Annotated in this window: 9 protein-coding genes; all 9 read right to left on the bottom strand. The window is 31.3% G+C overall.

Annotated elements, in window-relative coordinates; all coding sequences use genetic code 11:
* Positions 1-80: 80 nt before the first annotated feature.
* Positions 81-2192 carry a gliding motility protein RemB gene (locus tag BWR22_RS03110; RefSeq protein WP_076731975.1) on the bottom strand — a complete coding sequence of 704 codons (2112 nt, stop codon included), beginning with the start codon at positions 2190-2192 and terminating at the stop codon, positions 81-83.
* 136 nt (positions 2193-2328) lie between these two features.
* Entirely contained in the window at positions 2329-3078 is a 750-nt protein-coding gene (locus tag BWR22_RS03105) for an energy transducer TonB (protein WP_198033390.1), read from the bottom strand.
* A 167-nt stretch (positions 3079-3245) separates the two neighbouring features.
* The gene (locus BWR22_RS03100) at positions 3246-3971 is read right to left on the bottom strand and encodes an energy transducer TonB (protein WP_076731973.1); all 726 of its coding nucleotides are present in this window, start codon (positions 3969-3971) and stop codon (positions 3246-3248) included.
* 42 nt (positions 3972-4013) lie between these two features.
* The gene (locus tag BWR22_RS03095; RefSeq protein ID WP_076731972.1) at positions 4014-4406 is read right to left on the bottom strand and encodes a VanZ family protein; all 393 of its coding nucleotides are present in this window, start codon (positions 4404-4406) and stop codon (positions 4014-4016) included.
* Positions 4399-4779 (bottom strand): glycine cleavage system protein GcvH, encoded by a 381-nt coding sequence (gene gcvH, locus BWR22_RS03090; protein ID WP_076731971.1) that lies wholly within the window; start codon positions 4777-4779, stop codon positions 4399-4401. Before gcvH ends, BWR22_RS03095 begins: the two co-directional genes overlap by 8 nt.
* Positions 4780-4851: 72 nt before the next feature.
* Entirely contained in the window at positions 4852-12150 is a 7299-nt protein-coding gene (gene sov, locus BWR22_RS03085) for a T9SS outer membrane translocon Sov/SprA (RefSeq protein ID WP_076731970.1), read from the bottom strand.
* Positions 12151-12156: 6 nt separating this feature from the next.
* The gene (gene ruvA, locus BWR22_RS03080) at positions 12157-12738 is read right to left on the bottom strand and encodes a Holliday junction branch migration protein RuvA (protein ID WP_076731969.1); all 582 of its coding nucleotides are present in this window, start codon (positions 12736-12738) and stop codon (positions 12157-12159) included.
* A 51-nt stretch (positions 12739-12789) separates the two neighbouring features.
* The gene (locus tag BWR22_RS03075) at positions 12790-15087 is read right to left on the bottom strand and encodes an NADP-dependent malic enzyme (RefSeq protein WP_076731968.1); all 2298 of its coding nucleotides are present in this window, start codon (positions 15085-15087) and stop codon (positions 12790-12792) included.
* A 181-nt stretch (positions 15088-15268) separates the two neighbouring features.
* Positions 15269-16180, bottom strand: a complete 912-nt coding sequence (locus BWR22_RS03070; RefSeq protein WP_076731967.1) for a hypothetical protein — start codon at positions 16178-16180, stop codon at positions 15269-15271.
* Positions 16181-16198 lie beyond the last annotated feature (18 nt).

Genomic DNA, 16198 nt, shown 5'->3' with positions numbered 1-16198 from the left:
TAGTGCTCAAAGTATTTCTTTATTTAAAGCTTTTATAAGCTTTTAAAAATTTGATGCAAAGATACGTTGTAAAGTCTATTCTACAAATCAAAATACCAATTAAATAAGTCTGTTCTAATTCCAAAATTAAACCAAACCGTACTATTGTTTAGTACCGACATTGTTTCTGCTTCAGGATTAAAATTACGGTAACTTACATTTGCAAACACCTTTAAATTTGATGCTGGATTTATTAAGTAACCGCCTTGAATACTAGCATTAATTGTATTAGTTTTAATGCCTTGCCCAATTTCTACTCCAGAATCGAAAGGTCTATTTACTTCACTTTCAAATATATTACCTCCGTAATTAAAATTATCGGCACTATTATTAACATCAAAACCGCGAATACCTGCAATTAATTTTGCCTCTCCAAAAACTCTTCCTTTTCTATAACGCCCAATTAATACCAACTCTCTAAAGTTTGCTCCCCAAAGGTGCGCCATTGGTTGATTGTTATGTGCATAATTTAAAGTTATAGTATTATGTGAATAAGTATAAGGTCTCACCGCATTATATTCGGCTTGAAGTATTAAATCTCTAATTTTAAATGCATTGTAATATTTAGCACCTAATTGTAAACCGAATTTATTTTTCCAACTCTTATTTCCACCTGTAACATCATCAAGAGAAAATTCATCTAAAACAAATTGAGAATACATATTAAAATTATCTGTAAACTTATATTTTGCTGATGCTCCAACAATTGCATTTCCTGCATCTTGTCCTGTTTCAAACTCTATTGCCCGGTAGAAGATTATAGGATTTAAATAATTAATATCGAAACCTCTATTGTTGGTGTTTGCCCAGATTACAGATTCAAACAGCCCTAAATTTAGTCTTTTATTTACATTCCAACTTAAATAATGGTTGGCAATATATTTTGTTAAAAAGGCTCCATCTTCTGTAACTTCTGGTCTAACATCTTTTAACCAAGTATATGTATTTGTATACTTTATTTTCCAAAACTTAGTATTTAGTTTTAAATAAGGATAAGGGCTTGCGACGTCGCTTTGTAGTAAAGAACGGTAACCATCACCTATAAAATTTTTACCATGCCCAAATTGAACATTTATAAATTTTGAAGGCGTGTAAGAAAGATATGCTTCGGCCACCGGATAATCGTATGCATCATCCTTAAATCGCTTTGCAATACCACGACCAGGAATTATTGCTGGATCTCCACCTTCTGGTCTAATACTTTCGGCATAGTTGTTAAAATATTGTGCAAATCGTCCTTGGTTTTCGTAAACTGAAGCAGAGAAATTAAATTTCTTTCCTAATCCTCCTTGTATATATACACCTCTTGTATTATTATAAGTATAACTAAAATCGGCATCTGTATCTTTTCCTAATTGCAAATCAAAAATAGGATCTACCGTAAACCAATAATCTTTTCCTTGTAATTGAACTAAATGCTCATTCCAAAGCTTTTTACCTGCCCAAGTTTTTTTATCTTTTAATAATGCATCATTTTCTGCCTTAAAATCGTGATAAGTAGCTACATCTTCGTAAATAAATGGTTTAGAAGCCGTATGGCTATTGGTACCAATTAAATTTGTAGCACGATCGAACTTAGCATAATTTTCATGTGAAAATGGAATGTTTAATTGGCTACTATATTCACTATAATCGTACTTTTTATAATTAGCATTTATTTTATCGATTTCATTTTTTGCAGCAATTTCTAAAGCATTTAACTCCAAAACTTCGGTTTCTTTATTTTGAAGTGCTAAATCCTCAGTTACAACTGTTTGGTTTTCTAAAGGTATTTTTAAAGTAATTGAATACTGCTTATAGGTTGCATTACCATTATATTTTGCTGGTTCCACTTTTGGAAATTCGCTTATTACACGAGTAGCTTCAGTTTTTAATTCTGGATAAACAGCATCTATATACATTACTCTAAAACCGCCTTCTTTATCTACTTCAAACAAAATAACAACTTCACCTTTATAATTAGAATCACTTATGCTTTTTGGTACTTTAAAGTTTGCAAACAACAAATTAAAGACTTGATTATCAAAACATTTTTGTAAACTAGTTAAAGGCTCATCTTTACAAGAATCAAAAACTGGTGGTATTTCGTTAAAATCTTGAGCGTAAGAAAAAGATTGAAAACATAGTATTAAAATGAAAGTGTAAAACCTCATAGTATATTTTGCATTTAATTTTGCCGAAAGATAACATTTTTAAAATTTTCAAATCTGAAGTTTTAAGTTTTACTTAAAAACAAAAAACCGTTATTACTAAAGATAATAACGGTTTATAATAATTTGTGATTGTATGCTATTGAATATTAAATTGTATTGGCAGCATGTAAGAAACCTCTACTGGGTTATTATTATTTTTTCCTGGCTGCATAGTTGGTATTTTACCAACTACTCTATTGGCTTCTTTTTCTAAATCTTTATGATTGGCTTTAGTTTTAATAATTTCTACTTCACCTAATTTGTTTATTTTAAATGAAACATAAATTCTCTGCTTTCCTGTTATACCCAAATTTGAAGCAACATCTATATCAAACTTACGTTGCACTAATTTTGATAATTTTTCTGATAAACATTGTCTTCTACCATCATTAGTTGTTTCTCCTTCACAACCAGGAAAAATTGGAACTTTTTGTACAGCCATAATATTTACTGGTTCTTCATCTGGTTGCTCAATATTTAAACTAGAGTCATCTGGTGTTAAAATAACTTTTTTATCATCTGGGACAACTACATCAATAATTTTATCTTCTGCTTCTTCAATTTCTTTTTTATCGTCTACAATTTCAAAATCAGGATTTTTACTTTTTGGTTTTGCTACTTCTTTTTTCTTTTCTAAATTTTCTTTTTTTACAATTTTATAAATTTCAGGATCTACTTCATAAATAGTGTTATCTTCTTCTGGAATAACATAAGCAAAATCCTTACTTGTTTTAAAAGACATTTCTAAAGCTGCGTAAGTTGCCAAGAGGCATAGAATTAATCCTACTTGAAAGTAAAGCGTTGAGTTTTTTTGTAAATTCGCATCATGCTTTTGTGATTTTTTCACGTTTTTCTCGTTTTGCAGAACGGAATCGTGATTTTTGTTTAAATTGTTCATAATAATTAAAGTTTACATGTTAATATTATGATAAAATCACAATAAGCATACCAAAAACAAAAAACCCGATACAATTTGTATCGGGTTTTTAATTTTATATAGTAAAAACTAAATTATTAGTCTTGTACGTTAAATGTTATTGGCAAATCGAAAGTTACTTTTACAGGCTTTCCTCTTTGTTTACCAGGCTTCATTTTAGGTATTAAACCTACAACTCTTCTAGCTTCTTTCTCTAATCCAGGATGTGGACCACGAGTTTTAACGTTAACAATGTTTCCAGTTTTGTCAATTGTAAATCTTGCATAGATACGTTGCTTACCACTTAATCCTAATTCTTGTCCTAAATCTAAGTCAAATTTTCTACCAACTAATTTGTTGATTTTATCTGACATACATTTACGCTTAGCATCGTTATTTCCTTTCTCACAACCAGGATATTCCGGTACACTTTCAATTACTGCAAAAGATACTTCTACATCTTCTTCGATTTCTTCTACAACAATTTCTTCAACCTCTACAATCTCTTCTTCTTGATTAGTTTCTGTAGATTCGATAACCGTTTCCTCTATCTCCGCTTCATCTTCAACAACATCAATAACTTCTGGTGCTGGTGGTGGTGGCGGTGGTGGCGGTGGTGGCGGTGGTGGTGCTTGATTTGTAATTGGAATTTCTTCGTCCAATTCATCATCAACATCAATAGACCTATCTTCTACAACACGATCATCGTAGGTTTTATAGTTGATTGCTGTATATGTTAAACCTAACATTAACAACATACCAACTGCAAAGTAAAGAGAGCTATTTCTGCCTACGTTTGCTTTAGGATTTTTCTTTGTTTCCATTAATTAAATTATTTATGCTTTGCTAAAATAACTATTTATTTATCAAAAAAGCAAGCTATTATTATTTTTTAACAAGTGTTTCTTTATTGTTATTAAAAGTATAGATGCAAATACCATACCTAAAACATTAGCAAACACATCGTTATAGTCACTTTGCCTACTTACAGTTATCCAACTTTGAAAACATTCTATTAATATTCCATACACTACAGAAGATAATGCTGCTAATAAAATAGCTTTATTGTAGTGTTTATTTAGTGTATAACGAAATACAATAAACCAAAGAATTACAAAAATAAAATGAACTAAAGCGTGTAATACTTTATCGTTAAATGATGGTATATTTTTTACAACATCATTTATGTTTATTAAGCTTAAAGCTGTTAAAGATATAGTATAAAGAACACTTGCTAAAAGGCTAATTTTTTTAAGCACTTATTAATGCTTTGTAATCTTCGGCTGATAAAAGTAAATCTAATTCTGATGCATTAGCAACCTTTACTTTAACCATCCAACCTTCTCCATAAGGATCTGTGTTTACCTTTTCTGGTTCATCTTCTAGAGACTCATTAAACTCTATAATCTCTCCCGATACTGGCAAAAATAAATCTGAAACAGTTTTTACAGCTTCAACAGTACCAAATACATCTTCGGCATCTAAAGTTTCGTCTACAGTTTCTACTTCTACATAAACAATATCTCCTAATTCACTTTGGGCGAAATCTGTAATTCCTATAGTAATAGTATCACCATCAACTTTTACCCACTCATGGTCTTTTGTGTATTTTAATTCTGCTGGTATATTCATTATATATTTTTTAAAATTTTTACAAATGTATTTAATTGCTTTGGCTTTTCAAACAGAAAAATGGTATGTTATTTAGTTACCAAAATTATACCTTAAGGTTATCCCTGAGCGTATAGTTGTTTGTGGAAAAGCAGTAGATATTGCATATTCTGAAAAAGTATAATCGAAGTAAAAAATACCTGTTAGGTTTTTACTAAAAGAGTAATTGGCATTATACTTTAAACCATAAATTGTTTGTCCGTTTGTTATTTGATTATTTTCTAAATCTAAATATCTTACAATTGTTTTGTTATCTCTTACTGAAAGGTTTGCTTCCATTATAAGATCACTTACAATAGACTTTTTAGGCCCAGCTAATTTAGTTTTAATTCTTACATCTTTAAATCTATATCCTAATTTAATAGCATATTCATTACCTTGAATTTCTGTCATTAAATTATTATCGAAACTTAAAGATAATAGTCTATCTTTTCTAATTTCTGTTCCAACAATTACAGAGTTTTTCATTTCCATGTCTATTTTAATTAATGGACTAAATAATTCTGTTAAATTAATATTGCTGTATAGTTCTGCATTTTTAAAATTACCTGCCTGATCAATATCATCTGCTGGTTGTGATGCATAAGGTAAACTATAATCTACACCGTTAAAATCTAGGTTTGTTCTAAATTGATTAATTGTATAACTTGAGCGATAACCATGAGATAATGATAAACGTTTAAATCGTTTTTTAAACCAATTAAACTTCATTAATCCTGTGTATTTTATATCCCAATTTGGAATTGGAATATTTCTAAAAGCACCTAATTTAGTTTTCTCGGCATTTTGTCCTGTGTAGGCACTTAAAAAAGCTGGCAACAATACCGCTTGACTAGTTTTCCCGTAACCTAATGGAAAACCATCTGCATCAACATCGTTAACATTAGCTCCATTTTGCGCTGCTAACCTTCTAGCTATTGTTAATCTATTTTCTCTAAAAGCATCAAAAGCCTCCGAACTAATATCGTCGCTCTTTCCAAAAGCTGTAGGTAATGTAAATGTTGAAATATTAAAGTTCCCGAATACATTTGGTGTTAAAGAAATGTATTGATTGTCTTCTATTCTATAATTTTCGGTATAATTTTCAGCATAAGTTCTTGAAGCTACTAAATCAATTTTTAAGTCGTTAATAGGTTCTAAATTTGCTGATAAATCAAGTTGCTTGGTATGATTTTTTGTGTATTGCTGATTAAAGTCTGGGAATACTGTTAACCAACCATTTCTTGCTGCTATATCTCTAATATCGCTTTGGCTTCCTAATGTGTAACCAAATGTTGGCTTAGAAGTACTTATGAAACCTGGCGTATCTAAGAAACCTGGTAAAAAGGTTCCATTGTTTTCAGAGTAATTTGCTTGAATTCGTTTTATAGATGTTAAAAGACCTATTCCAAAATTTGCTATTTCTGTTCCTACACCACTGCTCTTTTTAGCCTCTGGTTTTTTAGCTTCTTCTTTTTTAACTGTTCCTGGAGGTGTAGCACCAGAAACTCTACTAACTTTGTTACTGTTTTTTACTACTCTTTTCTTTTTAATACCTAGATATTTATAAAATTTACGCATATCTAATGTTGAATTTATATTATGCGTGTTACCATTAGATATTGAATTTCCTAAATCGTAGGTTAAACCATCATCTGCTACTAAATCTCCAAATAAATCTGATCCTTTTTGCCATTGATAAAGACCTTGGTAAGAATAGGTTGCGCTAACAAAGTCTAGTGCTGGAAATTTATTAAAAGGAATTTCGTAATTTATTCCTAATGTTTGCGAACGTCTATTGGCGTCTCCAACATCAAAATAGCCATCCCAAACATCTCTACTTGGATCCTGCTCTCCATTAATAATATTATCTTTAAAATAGTTTCTTACAATATTATTATTGGCTACTGCAAAATTAAGAGACAGTGATTTAGTTAAATTCCAATTAACTGTAGATTGAAAATCGAAATTATAATTACGTCTCACCAACTCTTCCAATCCAATATTATTGCCTCCTAATTCTACGTCTCTAAAGCGTTGTCTATTAAATTGCCTATTAATATCTGTATTTACAGTAAAGCTTGCTGGTAATAAATTAAGGTTAAAGTCTTTTAACAATTTCCAGTATTTATTGGTAAAAATAGAGTCGTTCTTTTTAAAAGGCTCGAATATTTTAGGCTCAAAGTTATATGCATAACTAGCTCCTGTTCTTGCTTGCTTATCTATAGAACGTTCAATTTCAAAATCACGATGTTCTACTTTGTTATAAGAATGGTTAAATGTTAGGTTTTCTACATCATAAAATCGAGGTTTTGACTCTCCAGTTCGAACCTTTCTAACACCTATAAAATTAATACTTCTTCTTTTAGTATATTCTTCTGATTGTTCTCTTATTGCATCTTTTTCCTCTGTAGTTTCGGCAGCGTCAATTCTATTTTGAAGTTTTAAATCCTTGTATTGTTGGTCGTATTCTGGTGTAATTAATTCTACACCTTGCCCATAATTAAATGGCAACTGAATTCCCCATTTTTTAGGCAGAAGCTGTCCTATGTTTACATTAGTAACTACATCATATTGTTTAACTTCTTCTCTACTTCTTTCTTGTGGACCTTGATCTACAGAACCAAATCCAGCTGTACTCATCCTACCTGTTGCACTAACATTTGCAAAGTCTGCAAAATTTGAATCTACACTCATTATTGCTGCCCAACCACCTTCGTTGTCCATATCAGACAAACGTAACTCGTTAAACCAAACTTCTCCACATTGCTCTATAGTAGAACCGTTTTTTACACCAACCATTAAAGTTCTTACATCTCCAAAATTAGGATTTCCTTTTATTGCTAATCTTGTTTGACCTAACTCATAACCATCGAATTGTGATGAAAATGGTATTTCTACTGGCGCTCCATTAATAACGTCGTAAAATGTAGGATTATCGTTTGCTAGTGTTCCATTTGCAATTCCTAAAGATTTTATTTGCTCTAAAAGTTCTAATGGTAGATTTATTTCGTTTTCTGTTGGCCATAAAGCAGCACTAGTGGTTCCTGTTGATACTTTTAATGGAACTTCTATTTGGTAATAGTTTTGTGTTAAATCATTACCCATTCTTATAAAACCAATAAGATCTTTATCTCCTAATAATCCTGGAATTTCACCTTCTTCTGCATGCATAAACATTCTTAAACGTTTATACTGCCTCATGTCTACACTTATATTTTTATATACAGCTCTTGCATCTTTAGGTTTTAATTCGCAAACATTTACAACTAAAGATTGCTCATTTTGATCTATAATAGTATTATTATTATTTAAACGTTCTGGTACAATACCTGGTGGAGACTCATAACTTCCTTCATTTTCTTGAGTACTTACTACTCCTACTGTAAATTCTGTATCGTCAAAATCTGAAGGTGTTGCTCCTCCATCTAATGCTAATTGATAGCGTCTCCAATCGCTACGAACTAAATCTAAAGTTCCAAAACGAAATGTTGTTTGTTCTGAAAAACCATTTAAATATATACGAGCAAAACGTATAGAACGTAAATCTGTTATACCATTTCTAGCTACTACATGCTCTCCTTCGACTGGTACTCTAAATTGATACCACCTTACCTGTTCTGTTTCTCCATTTGGTAATGATCTATTTCTAATTTTTACATCTTTAATAAATTCTCCTATTGGATTTGCTGCAGTAATTTCGTTAGTGCTATTTAAAGGTAAGTTTTGACGAGTTATTTCTAATTCGTATTCAAAATAACTATCAATGGTATTCATTGTGTTATCTCTATTTATATCTTCTACATCAGGTTGTGTTGTAGAACCTCTATTAGTATCACTAAATGTATCTGGAGAGTTTCCTTGTACATTATTATATTTTTTATAGCGTTGTAAAATATCTCCTTCTGCACTTAAGTAGTATTGGTAATTATCCGCAGATGGATCTGGTAACGCCGAAATATTTGATGGAATTGGTGTTGGGTTATTAGGGTTTATTGTTGGGTCTGTAATGTTTTTTTCTTCTAAATCATCATAACCATCATAACCAACATCTTGATTAGTACGTTCTCCTCCTGTAGAATCGAATGCATATATTAAAGCTTGATTTTGTGGTATTGCCCATGGTGTTATATCACTTTGAAGTAAACTAACATTGCCATCTGTTGGTAATCCATTTTCATATTGCTTTTTACCATCTTTTAAAACATCTTCTGAAATACTCCCCAAATTAAAAAATAGTTTTCCTCCAGGATTTGTTGGGTTATCTTGAAATGGATCTTGCATCCAAAATTCAATATATTCTACATTAGATTGTTCGAAATCTGTAGAAGTTAATTGTCTTGTAATTCCAGCCCAAGCATTTGTTGGTGTAGATATAGTATTACCATCTGGTTCTATATTTGTATCACTAAAATTATATGGTCCTCTTTCGGTTGGATAATATGTTAAATCTAAAGTATTTAAAACAGTTGTTTGTCCTTGTGCAATATCTTGTTGAGGAAATAATTCTTGAACAAAAACACGCGAAGTATATAAATTAGAAATATCGTCGTCGTCTATACCTGAAGGTCTTTGACCACTGTAAAATATAGGATCGATAGTGTACCAGTTTAATAATGCTCTATCATAACCATTTCTAATACCACTAAATGCATCGGCTGCGGTTGTTCCGTTTATTTCTAAAGGACGACTTGATAAAAACCAAGATTGAGCAGATTTTAAATCGATACCGTTTTGACTTCCTTCAAAATCATCAATGTAAGCAGTTGCTTCTCCATTAAGATCTGTACCTTTTGGCGCTCCAGGTAATAAATAAGCAAATTCTCCACGAACAGATAAATTAGATGGAGCATCTGTATCGACATTTGGTAACTTGTTTACTAATCTAGTAAAAAAAGGAACTTCTGTAGAATAGTTACCATTAAAGCCTAATATTGTATTATTAATTGGTTCGCTATTGTAGTTTGCTTTTTGAGTTATTGGTCTTTCGTTTAAATTAATATATGTAGCACCAATTAAAAAATTCTCATTAAACTGATGTTCTACATTTAAACCTGTATAACGTTTTGTTTGCTGGCCAAATATTGAATTGTTTTCGGTAGTAACTTGTATAGGTGTGTTTGATGCTTTTAAAGCTTCGTCTAAAATTTGTACACGCCCTAATTGATAATTTACAGTATAATCTACACCTTCCACAAGCACTCGGCCACCAGCTGTTACTTTAACAGATCCTCTTGGCACATTAAAACCTCCTATTGCTATTCCATCTCCTCCAGAGGATTTATAACGTCCTTTAAGTTGAAATTTATTTTTCTCAACTTCGTCTAAAGCAGCTGTTTTTGTTCCTTTATATAATAAATCGTAAACGTATTTTTCTTGATTTAAGTTAGTATAAGTATCTGCTTCGTAATCTGTAACATTGTTGCCTGGATTACCATCATTATCTAAAACATCGAATAAATAGCGTCCAAAAGGCTCTACTTTAGTAAAAACAATTTTTCCGTTTTCTGGTATTACCGTAATTCCAGAAACAAAGTCAAAAAAACCATCTCCATTAGTTTGTGGATCGTTGTTATAATTTAATCTGTCTAAATTAAATAAGCGTAATAATGTTGTTTGATCTATTGGTTCGCCTTCAAAATCTGTTCCAAATCCACCACTTCCTTCTGCAGCCGTAATAAAGTTTAATGGTGCAGATTCGTTATAAAAAATGTTTAATTTAAAATCTTCTTGACTTAATTGGTAAGCTCCAGTATCGTAAATATTTTTCATCATTAAATCCCAAATAGGCTGAGATACAGATGTAATACTACTTTTAAGAAGTTTTAGTATTAAATTGTTATTTGTAACACTTGTTACGTCTCCATTACTGTTAGTTTCTACATCGGTTGCACCTATTCCATCGTTTGCAAATTCACCAACTTGGTAAACCTGACCTCCAACTGTATATTGGAACGCTACAGCTAAAACTTCGTCATTATTTAAACGCTGATTTAAAGAAATGTAACCTAACTGTGTATTTATAGTATATTCTTGACCCTCTACAAGTTTTCTTGTATTTTCTAATTTAGCATAATCAAAACCTTCATTGAAACCCGGTATTAAAATACCAGCTTGTACTGTTGCAATATCTCTAATTGCATTTGTTATTTGGGAACCTGGTCCACCAATATTTGTTGGATCTAAACGGTTATTTGCATTATCTGGAAAAGCTCCTGGACCTGCTGTTACAACAACTCCTGCATTTCCTATTATTTCTGACTCCCCAATATCTTGAAGTGCTACAATATTTCTTACGTTTTCTGTACGATTACTTCTATTAGTTATCCAAACTTCTGCTCTTGTAATTTGAACATTTGTATTTATAAATGGATAATTTGCTAAAGCTTTATCGTAATTATTTCTAAAGTACTGAGCTAAGAAAAAGTGCCTATTCTCATCGTAATCGCGAATAAAAAAATCGAATTCATCTAGAGTTCCTCCACCTTGGGCAACTACTGACCTTGTATCTGATTTTTGTTCTGAAAAAACAGCAGTAACAGATGTTTTCCCGAATTGTAATTTTGTTTTTACACCAAATAAGCTTTGTGCTCCAGAGATAAGAGAACTATTTAATGGCATACTAACATTTCCTATTTCTAATTTTTGAAGAATAGAATCTTCACCACCTCCAAAAGTTGGATCATATTCTAATTTCACTAATTGCTGGAAATCGAAACTTGCTTCGGTATCGTAATTTGCCGTAACCTGAAGCCTTTCTCCCACTTTACCTAATAAACTTAAGCTTATACGTTGGTCGAAATCAAAAGTAAAATTACTCCTATTTCTTGGAGAAAACGAAGGATTATCTTGCTTAGTAAACAACACCCCTAAATCCATTTCTAAAGAACCTTGTGGTACGACTTCTATAGTATTACCTCCAAAAATTGTTTCAAAAAAGCCTGAGTTTACATAAAATTCTGGTAGTAAATTCTTTTTTGCTTCTTCGGATGTATCTTTTTTACCATCTGTTGCATCAATTTTTTCCTGATAGTAATTTTTTAAATTCTCTTTAAATATTAAATCTTGATATTCTTTAGGCGTTAGAATAATTGGATAGTTTATATTAAAATTCCCAACTGATTCTGTATACACGTAACGATCTGTTTCTGGATCGTATGTATACATTGAAGTTATACTATTAGGATTAGGCATTTCTATATTTGAGAAACTAAATCCTGTTTTTACACTATCATTTTCTACTGTTGGGTCTGGAGTAATTTGTGCAAAAACACTAAAAGATAGTAATAAGGTTATTACTAAAAGTAAATTGTGCTTAATTGATTTATGAAAGTATAGGTTAGTTGTATTCAAAATCTACTATAAATTTTTTAAAGCTTGTTTAATTATGGCTTCTACTGTAGCGTCTGGCTGGGCAGCAACTATTTTATCTACCACACGTTCGGCTTGTTTTTTTGCAAAACCAAGAACTTCTAAAGCAGATAACGCTTCTTCTTTACTTGTATTGTTTTTATTAACAGAAACTTCGTCTATATCGTAAATTTTAATAATCTTATCTTTTAAATCTATAATAACACGTTGTGCTGTTTTTGCTCCTATACCTTTAATTGATTGAATAAGTGCAACATCTTCGGTTGCAATGCCTTCGCGAATTTGCTTTGGTGTTAAAGAAGATAACATTGTTCTTGCTGTATTGGCACCAATACCACTTACCGAAATAAGTAATCTAAACACTTCACGTTCTCCTTTTGTATAAAAACCATAAAGACTATGAGAATCTTCTTTTACTTGAAGATGAGTAAATAATTGTACATTTTCTTGATTTGGGATTTGAGAAAATGTATTCATAGAAATATTGAGTAAATAACCAACACCATTGCAATCTATAACAACATCAGTTGGATTTTTTTCCACTAATTTCCCCTTAATATGTGTAATCATTTACAATTATTTGTTAAGCCCTCAAATGTAATAAAATTCTACGACTATAAACTATTGGTTTTTTTGGCTCATTAATGCTTGTTTTCCTTTTTGTTGCGCATCTATAACTGCAATAGCTGTCATGTTCACAATCTCATCTACACTAGCATCTAATTGAAGAATATGTACTGGCTTACGTAATCCCATCATAATAGGTCCTATAGATTCTGCTTTATTTAATTCTTTTAATAATTTATAAGTAATGTTTGCAGATTCTAAATTTGGGAAAATAAGTGTATTTACTTTATGTCCAGATAGTTTTGAAAATGGAAATATATCTTGAAGCATTTTACTATTTAGAGCAAAATCTGTTTGCAATTCACCATCGACTAACAAATCTGGATGTCTTCTATGTAAATAAGATACTGCTTCGCGAACTTTTGTTGCTGTTTGGTCTTTTGAAGATCCAAAATTTGAAAAACTCGTCATGGCCATTACTGGCGTTAAGCCAAACATTTTTACTACACCAGATGTCATTTGCGCAATCTTAATTAAATCTTTAGCTGTTGGATTTATGTTTATAGATGTATCACTTAAAAACATTGGTCCACGCTCTGTCATCATAACATTAGTTGTTGCAATTCTAGTAGAACCAGGTGCTAAACCTATAAGTTCTAACATAGGTTTTACAACTTGTGGATAACTACGAGAATATCCAGAAATTAAAGCATCTGCATCTCCTTCATTAACCATCATTGCAGCATAATAATTACGTTCACGCATTAACTTTTGAGCTTCTAACAACGTGACTCCTCTACGTTTACGTTGCTTCCAGTATACTTCGGCATATTTATTTTTCTGCTCTACTTGTTCATCTGTTTTTGGATCGATAATTAAAACATCGGCATCAAATTCAATTTCTTCTTTAAGCCTTTCTATTTCTTCTTTTCTTCCTAATAAAATAGGTACTGCAATTCCTTCATCATGAACTATTTGAGCTGCTTTTAAAACATCTATATGATCTGCTTCTGCATATACAACACGTTTAGGCTGAGATTTTGCTCTACTTAAGAGTAATCTAATTATTTTGTTATCGTTACCTAAACGTTCTAATAATGTATCTTTATACTTTTCCCAATCTAAAATTGGCTCTAAAGCAACACCACTATCTATTGCTGCTTTGGCAACAGCTGGTGGAACTTCTCCAATTAATCTTGGATCAAATGGCTTAGGTATTATATATTCTCTTCCAAAAGTTAATCTGGTTTCATTATATGCAATATTAACTTGTTCTGGAACTGGCTCTTTAGCTAAGTTTGCTAATGCTTTAACTGCTGCCATTTTCATGGCTTCGTTAATTTTTGTTGCACGAACATCTAAAGCTCCTCTAAAAATAAATGGAAAACCAAGTACATTATTTACTTGATTAGGATGGTCGCTACGGCCTGTAGCCATAATTATATCGTCTCTAGTATCTATTGCTAATTGGTAGTTTATTTCTGGATCTGGATTAGCCATCGCAAAAACAATAGGATTTTTAGCCATAGATAATAACATTTCTGGAGATACTATATCTGAAGTTGAAAGACCAATAAACACATCGGCATCTTTCATGGCTTCATCAAGCGTGTCTATTTTTCTATGTGTTGCAAATTCTTCTTTTTGTGCTGTTAAATTATCTCTATCATTTCTAATTACTCCTTTACTATCTAACATTACAACATTTTCACGCTTTGCACCAAAGGCTAAATATAAACGTGTACATGAAATAGCTGCTGCTCCTGCTCCACTAACTACAATTTTTACATCTCCAATGTTTTTGTCTGCAAGTTCTAATGCATTTAATAATGCTGCTGCAGATATTATTGCAGTACCATGTTGATCGTCATGCATTACAGGAATGTCTAATTCTTCCTTTAAACGTCTTTCTATTTCAAAAGCTTCTGGAGCTTTAATATCTTCAAGATTTATTCCTCCAAAAGTTGGTGCTATATTTTTAACTGTGGCTATAAAGGCTTCAACATCCTCAGTATCAACTTCAATATCAAAAACATCTATATCTGCAAAAATTTTAAACAGCAAGCCTTTTCCTTCCATTACTGGTTTTGAGGCTTCAGGACCAATATTTCCTAAGCCTAATACTGCTGTTCCATTTGAGATTACAGCTACTAAATTACCTTTAGCTGTATATTTATATGCGTTGTTTACATCTTTTTCAATTTCTAAACATGGTTCTGCTACACCTGGAGAATAGGCTAACGCCAAATCTCTTTGCGATGCATATTTTTTAGTTGGAACAACTTTTATCTTTCCTGGAGTTGGTTTAGCATGGTATACTAAGGCTTCTCTTCTTTTGCTTTGTTTGCTCATATTTTAGCTTTTACTCTGACTTACAAATGTAATCTTTTTGAAAGAAAAGGAATGATGAAAAAAAATATCTTTATAGCAATTAAACTTTTTATATTAAAAATTACTTTTCTTATTAAAAAACAAATAGGCTTAACAATTTTATTGTTAAGCCTATTCTAATTATAATTTATTTGATATGAATTTAATCTAAACTTACTGCTCCGTCTGGTTTAGAAAAAAACCCTTCTTCTACAGTAGGAGAAAAACTTATATCACTAACATCTATTTTTGTTATATACTCTCCTAACTCATTTTGTTTTTCTGTAGACCAATATGTTTTAAAGCCTGTTGCAAAAACAATTCCATCTACCTCTGTTCTTCCCTGAATAACTGTGGTTTTTTCTGGTGCATGACCTCCTTCTGGAAAATATTTTGGATAGGAAACAATATATTTTATGGCGTCAACTTGATTTGTCTTCGCATTTATAAATAGAATATAATAGTCGTCTGGTGCAGAACCAGTACCTGCATTATATGTTGCTTTTATTACTTTTTGTTTTTCTTCTTGAAACACTGTTTCTGGTAATAATTCGAGATTTACACCTTCTCCATCTAAAACAAAAGGATGACCTGAGAAATACAATGGTGTTAATGCCCAAAATGCTGTATCATATGCAAAAGAAGTACTGTCTTTTGCTTTAATCCACGATTCTTTTCCATCCCAACCAAAAATAGATGTAGGATCTGTTATACTATTATGCCTTGCTTTATTACTCCAAGTATCTATAGTTTGATAAGAATCTCTAATACCTTTTCCATTTACAGGTTGATAATTAAAACGTAAAGAAAAATAACCATTTCCATACCATTTATCTAAACCTCCGTGAGCTTCCATTGCGTCCCATAAAACTTTACCCGCTTCTGTTGCGTTTAATCTTTTATTAGCATTAGCAACTCTTGTCTCAATCCAAGATTTTGGTATTTTATATTCATTTTCTACACTTTGTGCTGTTTCTGTTTCCTCGTTAATATTTAATTCTTTTTTGCTTGTTTGTTTACAAGCAGAAATGTTTAACACAAAAAGTAGGCTTAATAGTTTAATTGATGTTTTCATTTAAAGTTTATCTTTTTT

Source organism: Lacinutrix venerupis (assembly GCF_001971745.1).
Taxonomy (GTDB): domain Bacteria; phylum Bacteroidota; class Bacteroidia; order Flavobacteriales; family Flavobacteriaceae; genus Lacinutrix; species Lacinutrix venerupis.
Note: the sequence above shows the minus strand (reverse complement) of the source record. Positions and strands in the feature narration are given on the sequence as shown.